Genomic DNA, 9632 nt, shown 5'->3' with positions numbered 1-9632 from the left:
CCCGGCACGTGCCGCGACGGTCGCGGGCAGCTACGTCGCCGCCACCTCGGTGGGCGGACTCGGCGGGCGCCTGTTCGCGGTGCCTGCCGCGGACCACTGGGGGTGGCGGTCCGGGCTTCTGGTTGTCGGTGTCGCGGTCGCGGTGCTGATGGTCACGATGATTGGCCTGCTGCCCCGCCCGGACGCAGCGCCACGGGTTCGCGGGACCGTGGACTCGCTGGTGACACACCTGCGCGACCCCGGGATGTGGCCGATCCTGATCGTCGGCATGCTGCTTTCCGGCGCGATGATGACGGTGTTCAACTACCTACCGTTCAGGCTGGCGGGAGCGCCGTACGAGCTTGCGCCGACTGCGATCTCGCTGGTGTTCTTGACCTATCTCGGCGGCACCGCGGGGTCCCGGGCAGCAGGACGGCTCGGGGGACGCTTCGGCCCGACCGTCGTGCTGGGCGCCGCCGGAGTGACGATCGCCCTCGGTGCGGCCGTCACCCTCTCGGGCTCTCTGGTGGCGATCATCTCTGGGGTCGCTGTGTTGACCACGGCATTCTTCGTCGGGCATGCGGTCGCATCGAGCATGGTCGCCGCACGGGCGCAGCGGGGACGGTCGCAGGCGGCCGCGCTGTACACGATCGGGTACTACGCAGGTTCCAGCGTGTTCGGATGGCTCGGAGGTGTCGCCTGGTCGGGTGGCCAGTGGATGGCTGTGGCGTCGGCGGTCATGCTGCTGGGTGTGTTGACGACGGTGTTCGCCGCCGCGTCGGTCCGCCGCGGTGGTCAGAGGGAGACGGAAACACCGGTACGTCGGCGAAGTCTTCGCGAGCATGGGCGATTCTTCCCGGGGACCGGGTAACGATGCCGACGAGTTCGCAATCGTCCGCGGCAACGATGAACGGCACCTCCCTGTCACGCCCGGTGAACTTCACTGTGGCGGCGGCGCGGTGGTGGCCCCGATCACCAGATCAGGTGTGAGCACCGCTGAGCGCGGGTCCTCGCGTCCGCCGTCGAGTCGCTCTATGACGGCAGCCACCGCACGGTCTGCCTGCTCCTGAGGTCTCTGGCTGACCGTCGTCAGATCGATGTGTCCCAATCGGGCCAGCATGCTGTCGTCGTATCCGGTCACCGAGATCTGCCCTGGGACATCGACCCCGGCGCGACGCAACGCGTCCAGAACGCCGACGCCGAGCCGGTCGTTGGCACACACGACCGCGGTTGGTAGCTCGCCTTCTAGGAGTTGTTGTGCTGCAACTGTCCCCGCCGACTCGGTGAAGTCGCCGTCGATGACCCTGGCGCAGCGGTCCAGGCCGTGCTTTCGCATCGCGCGAAGGTAGCCGTTGCAGCGGTCGGCGGCGATGACACCTGAGCCTCCGGACACGTGGACCACCCGCTGGTGACCGAGGACGACCAGGTAGTCGACGACCGCACCAATTCCGCGGCCATCGGCGGTGCGGACGACATCGAGTGTGTCCGCGCGGATCCGGCGTCCGATGACGACGGATGGCACCTTTCCTCCAAGATCCGCCAGCTCGTTCGTAGGCGCCTCAGGGCCAATCAGAAGAATTCCCTCGCAACGGAAGTCAAGCAGTGTGTCGATGACCTTGGCTTCGCCGTGAGTCGGAGTGACCGCCCCGAGGACCACTTCGTAGCCCTTCTGGTCGGCGGCGGCGACGATGTGCTCGGCGATCTCGGTATGAAAACTGTTGCGAATGTTGATCGTGATGCCGAGATGGTGGGTGCGGCGGGCGGTCATCAGCGCCGCGGTCCGGTTGACCCGGTAGCCCAATTCGTCGGCGGCGGCGAAGACCCGTTGGCGGGTATCGGCACTCGGTCCGGTGGCGTTCCGAAAGACCAGCGATACCAGTGCTTTGGATACTCCGACCTTGTCGGCAATGTCTTGCATCGTCGGCCGATCCCGATCTCTCACCACGTAGACCTCTTTCGAACTGCGCCGGCAGGGGGTTGACAGCGGATGTGACAGCGATCATAGTATCGTACTTAGACCGGTCTAGTAGACCGGACAAACGAATCGTCTCCGCGAAGCAGCAGAGGCACGTCCCAACCAGGCAAGGAGTTGCGCGTAGTGACGAATCCATCGATCGGAGTCGCCGTCATCGGCGGTGGGATGGCCGGAAGGGCGCACGCCGCCGGGTACCGCTCCGCCACGACACTGTTCGGCACCGACAGGCCGGATGTTCGACTGGTGGCGATTGCTGACACCAACGAGGCGGTTGCGGACGATACGGCCCGCAGGTACGGATATGACCGCGCTGAGTACGACTGGCGAGCGATCGCCGAAGCGCCGGACATCGATGCGGTGAGCGTGGTGGTCGCCAACCATCTTCACCGAGAGATCGTCGAAGGTCTGCTCTCCGCCGGAAAGCACGTCCTGTGCGAAAAGCCGCTGGCCGGGACGCTGGACGACGCCGAAGCGATGGTCACCGCCGCCGAAGGTTCCGATCGGGTGACTGCAGTCGGCTACACCTATCGGCGGTCACCCGCAGTCGAGCAGATCCGACGGGAACTGGCTGCCGGGACGATCGGTGAGTTGGTCCACTTCAACGGGCACTACTGGTGCGACTACGCGCTGGACCCCACCTCGCCGATCACCTGGCGCTACCGGGGTGGCCCCGGCACCGGCGCACTCGCCGACGTCGGCAGTCACCTGATCGATCTCGGTGAGTTCGTCTGCGGTCCGATCACCGAGGTGGGAGGGGCGGCATTCGCCACCGTGATCAGGGAGCGGCCCGTGCCACTCGGGGTCACCTACGGGCACAACAAGGCCGCCGTCAGCGACGAGATGGCACCTGTCGAGAATGAAGATGTCGCCACGTTCACCGCGACGTTCGCCAATGGCGCGGTCGGTACGTTCTCGGCCTCACGAGTGGCGCACAATCTGCCCGACGGCCTGGGCTTCGAACTGTTCGCCTCCACTGGGTCAGCTGCCTGGGATCTTCACCGGCCCGGCGAATTCGAGATCTCGACCACGGAGGGTCGCGCGGAGATCGGTGGCCCACGTCGAGTGATCATCGGCCCCGATCATCCCTACATCCGCGGGGGGCTGCCGATGGATGCGGGCGGCGTCGGTCACGGGGTGGCCGACCTGTTCGTTTACCAGACAAGGGCTTTCCTCGACCAGATCGCCGACGTGACCTCGCCTGCACGCTCCGTTCGCCCCATCGGCGATCTCGGGCCTCTGCCCAGCTTCGCCGCCGGCCTGCACGGCCTGCGAGTCGTGGCCGCCGTCACCGAGTCCGCCCACTCGGGTGGCACCACCGTCAAAGTCCTCTGAACTCGAAGGAGTCGAAGAAACATGAAGCTCGGCGTTTACACCGCAATCCTGCACGACAAGCCGCTTCGCGAGGCATTGGAGGTCATCGCCTCGCTCGGTCTCACGGGAGCTGAGATCAATGCCGGGGGATTCCTTCCCGCCCCGCACCTGCCCGTCGACGACCTCCTCTCGGGTGCGGTCTCGCCGCGCGAGTACCTGTCGACGTTCGACGGCACCGGAGTGTCGCTCGCGGGACTTAACTGCAATGGCAACCCGCTGCATCCCGATCCGGAGGTCGGTCCCGAGGATGCCGAGGATCTACGTAAGGCGATCCGGGTGGCCGGCTTGCTCGGCGTCGATCGCGTCGTCACCATGTCCGGTCTGCCGCATGCCCATCCGGGCGGACAGTGGCCCGCCTGGCACGTGAACACCTGGGACTCCGGCTATCTGGACTCGCTGGACTACCAGTGGGACGCGGTGGCGGTGCCGTTCTGGGCGGAGATCGATGCGCTGGCCCGCACGCACGGTGTCAAGGTGGCAATAGAGATGCATCCGCAGAACCTGGTGTTCAACCCGCCGACGCTCAAGCGCCTGGTGGACAAGACCGGCGCCACCCACGTGGGCGCCGAGATGGATCCGTCTCACCTGTTCTGGCAGGGCATCGACCCGGTGGCTGCGATCGAATGGCTCGGCCCACTGGTCTTCCACGCTGCCGCCAAGGACACCCGCATCAACGACAACTGCCGAATCTACGGGGTCCTTGACGAGCGATTCACTCGAATCCCGTTGGACCAGAACCCGACCGGGCTGGGTGGTCGACATGTGGTGAACAAATGGCCCGAAGACTCGGCCTGGGATTTTGTCGCAGTCGGGCGCGGCCACGACGTCGAGTTCTGGTCCCGGTTCCTGCAGGCACTGGAGGCTGTCGACCCCGAAATGGCGGTCAACATCGAGCACGAGGACACCCAGTTCGGGCCGATCGAGGGTCTGCAGATCGCGGCCGAAACACTCAAAGCCGCCAATTCGGCGACTGTCGGTTGACTTCAGGAGAAAGGTTCACATCATGACAGACACAGCCCGGGTCAGGAGATTTGCGGCGGTCGCGATCAGCGTCACGGCACTGGTCACGATGACCGCATGTTCGAGCACCGGCGGTAAACCTCGCGACGATGGCGGCGGTGGAATGGCTGCCGGCCAGGCCGATACGCCGCGTTTCACGATCGCGATGGTCACCCACGGCCCTCCTGGTGACACCTTCTGGGATCTGATCCGCAAGGGTGCCGAGGCCGCCGCGGCCAAGGACAACATCGACCTGAAGTACTCAGGTGAAGTCGAGGCGCCCGCTCAGGCCAACCTGGTGCAGAACGCGATCGACAGCAAGGTCGACGCGCTGGCAGTGACGCTGGCGAAACCGGAGGCTCTGGCGCCCGCGGTTGCCACTGCGGTGGAGGCGGGTATTCCGGTGGTGGCCTTCAATGCCGGCATCGACAACTGGAAGGCGGCCGGCGCCAAGTCCTTCTACGGCCAAGATGAAGTGATCTCGGGTGAGGCCGCAGGCAGGCGCCTCGCCGAGGACGGTGCCACGAAGGTCATCTGCGTGATTCAGGACCAGGGGAACGTCGCGCTCGAATCCCGTTGTTCCGGAGTGAAAACCGGATTCAACGGCGACGTGGAGAATCTTAACGTCAACGGCACGGACATGCCGTCGGTGCAATCGACCATCACCGCCAAACTGCAGCAGGACCCGTCCATCGACTACATCATGACGCTGGGCGCGCCAATCGCCCTGGCGGCAGTGGACTCGGTCGACAACGCCGGAAGCGACGCGCGGATCGCGACGTTCGACACCAACGCCGCACTTGTTGACGCCATCAACGGCGACGCGGTGCAATGGGCGGTTGACCAGCAGCCGTTCCTACAGGGATACCTGGCAATCGACTCGCTGTGGCTCTACCTCAACAACGGCAACGTGATGGGTGGCGGTCAACCGACGCTGACCGGGCCGGCGTTCATCGACAAGTCCAACATCGATGCGATTGCCGAGTATGCCGAAAGGGGAACGCGCTGATGAAGGTCGCGTTGGATCCGACGCCGTTTCATCATGATTACTCGTTGTTGGAGTTGCCGCGTGTGGTGGCCGAGTTGGGCTATGAGTATCTGCAGTTGACTCCGCATCGGGATTTCATTCCGTTTTTCAACCATCCGCGCGCTGATGATGCGTTGGTGGCGAAGTTGCGTGGCGCGTGTGCGGATGCGGGGGTGGGGATCGCGTCGGTGTTGCCGGTGTTGCGGTGGTCGGGCCCGGACGAGGATGCCCGGGAGGCGGCGGTGCGCAACTGGAAGCGGGTTGTGCAGATCACCGTCGATTTGGGGGTGAACGTGATCAACACCGAGTTCTCCGGTCGCCCGGAACGTGCCGAGGAATCCGAGCGGGCGTTCTTCCGGTCGATGGAGGAACTGGTGCCGATCTTCGAGCGTGAGGGCATCGATGTGCGCATCGATCCGCACCCGGACGATTTCGTCGAGGACGGCATGGAGGCGCTGCGGATCATCCGCGGGGTGAACTCGGCGAACATCGGGATGGTGTTCGTGGCCTGTCACAGCTTCCACATGGGCGGCAACATGTCCGAGATCATGGCCGCGGCGGGGGACAAGCTGCGGTTGGTCCATGTCGCGGACACGATGGATCATCACCGCTCGCATGGGTTGCGTTACATCACCAATCCGCCGGGTAATCCGGTGCGGGTGCATCAGCATCTCAAGATCGGCGACGGTGATGTCGACTGGGACGAGTTCTTCTCCGGTCTGGGCCGGCTCGGCTTCTACGACCGCGACGACACCGTGATGGTCTCCAGCGTGTTCGCCGAGGACGAGACCGCCCACGACGTCTCCCGGTACCAACTCAAAACCATCACCGACTACCTCAACAAACACCGCTGACCACCGCTGACCATCGCCGGAATTGCATTCCAGCACGGCCTCACTCGACATTCCCCTGCTGGAACGCAATTCCGGCCGGTGGGTGAGGACCCGACCCTCTCGCCGATCGGCGGCCGAGAAACTACAGTTCGCCGTGTAGAGATGCGACGAAAGCCCAACCCGGCCGAGCGACGACGTCACCTGTGTGACGCCGCCATCGCCCTGCTGGCCGAGGAGGGCGCACGAGGGCTCAGCCACCTCAAGGTCGACCGGAGCGCCGGTGTCCCCGACGGGACGACGTCGTTCTACTACCGGACCCGCTCGGCGTTGCTACACGGCGTCGCCGACCAGATCGTCGGCTATGACGTCGAGGCGTTCGCCGAGGCATTCAAGGGTCAGGCCCAACTCGACGGTCAGGCGATCCTGGCGATGCTGGCCGAACAGATGATCCGGATCCGGGAAGAGCCCAGCCTTTCGCGAACGCGTGCGCGGCTGGAACTGACGATGATGGCCAAACGTGACGCCGATCTGGCGACCGGCTTTCAAGAGGTGTTCGAGCGATACCGGTCACTCGCCGAGCGACTCGTCATCGGTATGCAGCCGGCCCAGACTCCGCTGGATCGAGCGCTCGTCGCTGAACAGGGGTCGGTGCTGATGACGTTCCTCAGCGGGATGGTGTTCGGCTTCGCCAACGGTGCGACACAGCCGGCCACGCGCGACCACATCCAGAGCCAGATTCGCGCGGTGATTCTCGGCGTGGCCGCCGACCACGGCTGACGGACGGCGCACAGAACTCCGACCGGCCAGTAAGGTCACCCTAACTAAGGGTGTACTTACTTATTGCCGGCTGGGACGAGGTGCCATCGATGTCCGACACCACTGCGTGTGAACTGATCCTGGGGTTCGCCACCGAGACCGGGAACTCCGCCATGGTCGCGAAGAAGTTCGCCCAGGCTGCCAGGGCCGCCGGAATCGAGGTCGAACCCCAGTACCTCAACGATCTCACCGTGGAGAGCCTGCTCACGGCAACACACTTTCTGGTCATCACCGCGACCTACGGCGACGGTGAAGTGCCCTACGACGCCGAGGTGTTCTGGGAGTCGCTGAACTCTACGGACGCTGATCGCCTCGACCACCTGACCTTCGCCGTCCTCGGTCTGGGTGACAGCTTCTATCCGCTCTTCTGCAATGCGGGCAAGATGTTCGACGCGCGGTTGGAGGAACTCGGCGCGCGGCGATTGGCCGAGCGGGTCGACTGTGACCTCGAATTCGAGGAGCCGGCCGAGGGGTGGACCACCGACGTGATCAAACTCCTCTCGGAGGTGACGTTCGCGGCCCCCGCACTGGACAGCACACAAGACCTTGTCGAACAACAGGATTCACCGTGGCATCGCCGCAATCCGTTCCCGGCGCGCTTGGCGGGCAGTCGGGAGCTGACCGCCACGGGCTCGGACAAGTGTGTGCGCCACTACGAGATCGACCTCGGCGACAGCGGCATCAGTTACCAGCCGGGGGATTCGGTGGGTGTCCATCCGACGAACGATCCCGCGCTCGTAGACGCGATCCTGTGCCGGTTGGGCGTCGGCGCCAACCACGTCGTACCCGGCCGCGACGAGCCACTGGGTGTGCTGCTCACCGACCACCTCGAGATCCGGACACCAACGGGGGCGCTGCAGAGTCTGGTGGCGGCGCGCACCCGCGACATCCGGGCGCGGGCGATTCTCGGCAGCAGCGACTCGGCCGCGCGGACCGAGTGGCTCTACGGCCGCGACGTTCTCGACCTGCTCGAACTCGCCGACGTGAGCGTCGATGAAGTACTCGACACGCTGCGCCCCCTGCAGCACCGCGACTACTCGATCGCCTCGAGCCCGCTTGTCGATCCCGGCCGCATCCACCTGACCGTCGCGGCCGTGCACTACCACCGCGACGATCGCGACCACACCGGTGTGGCGTCGGGGTTTCTGGCCGATCGCGCCGGCGCTGTCCGAATCCACCTGGCGCCCAATGACTCCTTCAGGTTGCCCGCTCCGGATGTGCCGATCGTGATGGTGGGCCCGGGCACCGGCATCGCACCGTTCCGCGCGTTCCTCCAGGAACGTCAAGCTACGGGGGCAACGGGCAAGTCGTGGCTGTTCTTCGGAGACCGGCACCGCGCGACCGATTTCCTCTACGGAGATGAACTCACAGGGTTCCTGGAGTCGGGGGTGCTGACCCGGCTCAACACCGCCTTCTCCCGTGACCGAAGCCCGAAAGAGTATGTGCAACACCACATGCTGGCACACGCAGCCGAGCTGTTCGCCTGGCTACAGGAGGGCGCTCACCTCTACGTCTGCGGCGACGAGCGCATGGGCCGCGACGTACACCAGACTCTGCATGAAATCGCCTCCGCCGCAGGCGGTCTGGACGAGGCGGGAGCCCATGCCTACGTCAACGACCTCATCACCCAGCGTCGTTACCTGCGGGACGTGTACTGAGCCGCTACATCCGCGGAGCGGGCGGCGGGGGCGGTGCGATCGGCATGCACAGCCCGTTCTCGGGGCTGAGGTACTTGCCTTCGACGCAGAACGGAGCGCACCCGTAGATCACGCCCGTCTGGCCGGGTGGGCACTGTGCGAACGAGGTCGTGGGGACGCTCTGGACACCTGCCGCGAACGGCAGCGCGATCGCTCCGGCGGCGAACGCCGCTGCCGCAAGATAGCGCCGAATCGTCTGTGTCACTGTGCTTCCTCTCACCTGGGTACTCCGGTGGCGACGCGGGGCGCGTCTTTGTCAGAGGCGCCGAGCACCATCTCGGCGACCCGGTCCCGGTGCTGCTCGGCGGTGCCCAGCAGTGCCGCGTCGGTATAGGCGCGCTTGTAGTACAGATGCGCTTGGTGTTCCCAGGTGAACCCGATCCCGCCGTGAACCTGGATCGTGTCGGTCGCGACCCGGGTGAACGCCGACGAACACGTCGCCTGCGCGATGCTGACCGCCAGTGCCGGATCGTCGGATCCGTCGGTCAGCGCCCAGATCGCATGGTAAGCCGTCGATCTCGCGTGCTCGAGTGCGACGAGGTCATCGGCGAGGCGATGCTTGACCGCCTGGAACGATCCGATGGCCCTGCCGAACTGAAGTCGGCTCTTCGCGTACTCGACGGACAGATCGAGTAGATGCTGCGCTGCGCCGACCTGTTCGACAGCCAGGAGAGCCGAGCCGACCTGCAGCGCGTGGGTGATCACCCGGTCGGCCTCATCGGGGCCTGCGACGAGCCTCCCGGGCGCGTCCCGCAGTTCGACGGTGGCCTGCGGCCGGGTCAGATCGAGGGTGTTCAATGAAAGCCGTTGCACCCCGGGGCCATCGGTGTCAACAGCGTAGAGTCCGACACCGTCGGGTCCTGTCGCGGCGACGAGCAGGGTGTCGGCGGCGCTCGCGTCAACGACCAGCTCGACGGTGCCGGTGAGTGCCCAGT

At 65.5% G+C, this 9632-nt stretch carries 10 protein-coding genes; 7 read left to right on the top strand and 3 right to left on the bottom strand.

What is annotated here, in order from left to right; translation table 11 throughout:
* Nucleotides 1-850: MFS transporter (locus WA965_RS04765; RefSeq protein WP_526447155.1), on the top strand; the 850-nt coding region annotated here is incomplete at its 5' end.
* A 69-nt stretch (nucleotides 851-919) separates the two neighbouring features.
* Here the strand turns inward: WA965_RS04765 and WA965_RS04760 are convergent.
* Entirely contained in the window at nucleotides 920-1897 is a 978-nt protein-coding gene (locus tag WA965_RS04760) for a LacI family DNA-binding transcriptional regulator (RefSeq protein ID WP_526301229.1), read from the bottom strand.
* Between the two features lie 180 nt (nucleotides 1898-2077).
* Here WA965_RS04760 and WA965_RS04755 point away from each other — a divergent pair, with 180 nt between their 5' ends.
* From WA965_RS04755 to WA965_RS04730, 6 genes are all read left to right on the top strand, one after another.
* Nucleotides 2078-3286, top strand: coding sequence for a Gfo/Idh/MocA family protein (locus WA965_RS04755; RefSeq protein ID WP_526301231.1), 1209 nt, complete (start codon nucleotides 2078-2080; stop codon nucleotides 3284-3286).
* A gap of 21 nt (nucleotides 3287-3307) precedes the next feature.
* On the top strand, nucleotides 3308-4306 hold the full coding sequence (locus WA965_RS04750) for a sugar phosphate isomerase/epimerase family protein (RefSeq protein ID WP_526301233.1): 999 nt from the start codon (nucleotides 3308-3310) through the stop codon (nucleotides 4304-4306).
* A gap of 22 nt (nucleotides 4307-4328) precedes the next feature.
* Entirely contained in the window at nucleotides 4329-5333 is a 1005-nt protein-coding gene (locus WA965_RS04745; RefSeq protein ID WP_526301235.1) for a substrate-binding domain-containing protein, read from the top strand.
* Nucleotides 5333-6205 (top strand): sugar phosphate isomerase/epimerase family protein, encoded by an 873-nt coding sequence (locus tag WA965_RS04740; RefSeq protein ID WP_526301237.1) that lies wholly within the window; start codon nucleotides 5333-5335, stop codon nucleotides 6203-6205. Before WA965_RS04745 ends, WA965_RS04740 begins: the two co-directional genes overlap by 1 nt.
* A gap of 141 nt (nucleotides 6206-6346) precedes the next feature.
* Complete coding sequence (locus WA965_RS04735) at nucleotides 6347-6961, top strand: TetR/AcrR family transcriptional regulator (protein ID WP_526301239.1); 615 nt, start codon at nucleotides 6347-6349, stop codon at nucleotides 6959-6961.
* A gap of 89 nt (nucleotides 6962-7050) precedes the next feature.
* Nucleotides 7051-8658 carry a diflavin oxidoreductase gene (locus WA965_RS04730; RefSeq protein WP_526447153.1) on the top strand — a complete coding sequence of 536 codons (1608 nt, stop codon included), beginning with the start codon at nucleotides 7051-7053 and terminating at the stop codon, nucleotides 8656-8658.
* Nucleotides 8659-8662: 4 nt separating this feature from the next.
* Here the strand turns inward: WA965_RS04730 and WA965_RS04725 are convergent, their stop codons facing one another.
* Both WA965_RS04725 and WA965_RS04720 read right to left on the bottom strand, forming a co-directional pair.
* On the bottom strand, nucleotides 8663-8902 hold the full coding sequence (locus WA965_RS04725; protein ID WP_526301243.1) for a hypothetical protein: 240 nt from the start codon (nucleotides 8900-8902) through the stop codon (nucleotides 8663-8665).
* An 11-nt stretch (nucleotides 8903-8913) separates the two neighbouring features.
* Nucleotides 8914-9632: acyl-CoA dehydrogenase family protein (locus tag WA965_RS04720; RefSeq protein ID WP_526447151.1), on the bottom strand; the 719-nt coding region annotated here is incomplete at its 5' end.

The sequence above is a fragment of the Mycobacterium sp. genome, from assembly GCF_049683935.1.
Taxonomy (GTDB): domain Bacteria; phylum Actinomycetota; class Actinomycetes; order Mycobacteriales; family Mycobacteriaceae; genus Mycobacterium.
The sequence above is the reverse complement of the archived record's forward strand: the minus strand, read 5'-3'. Positions and strand labels throughout refer to the sequence as shown.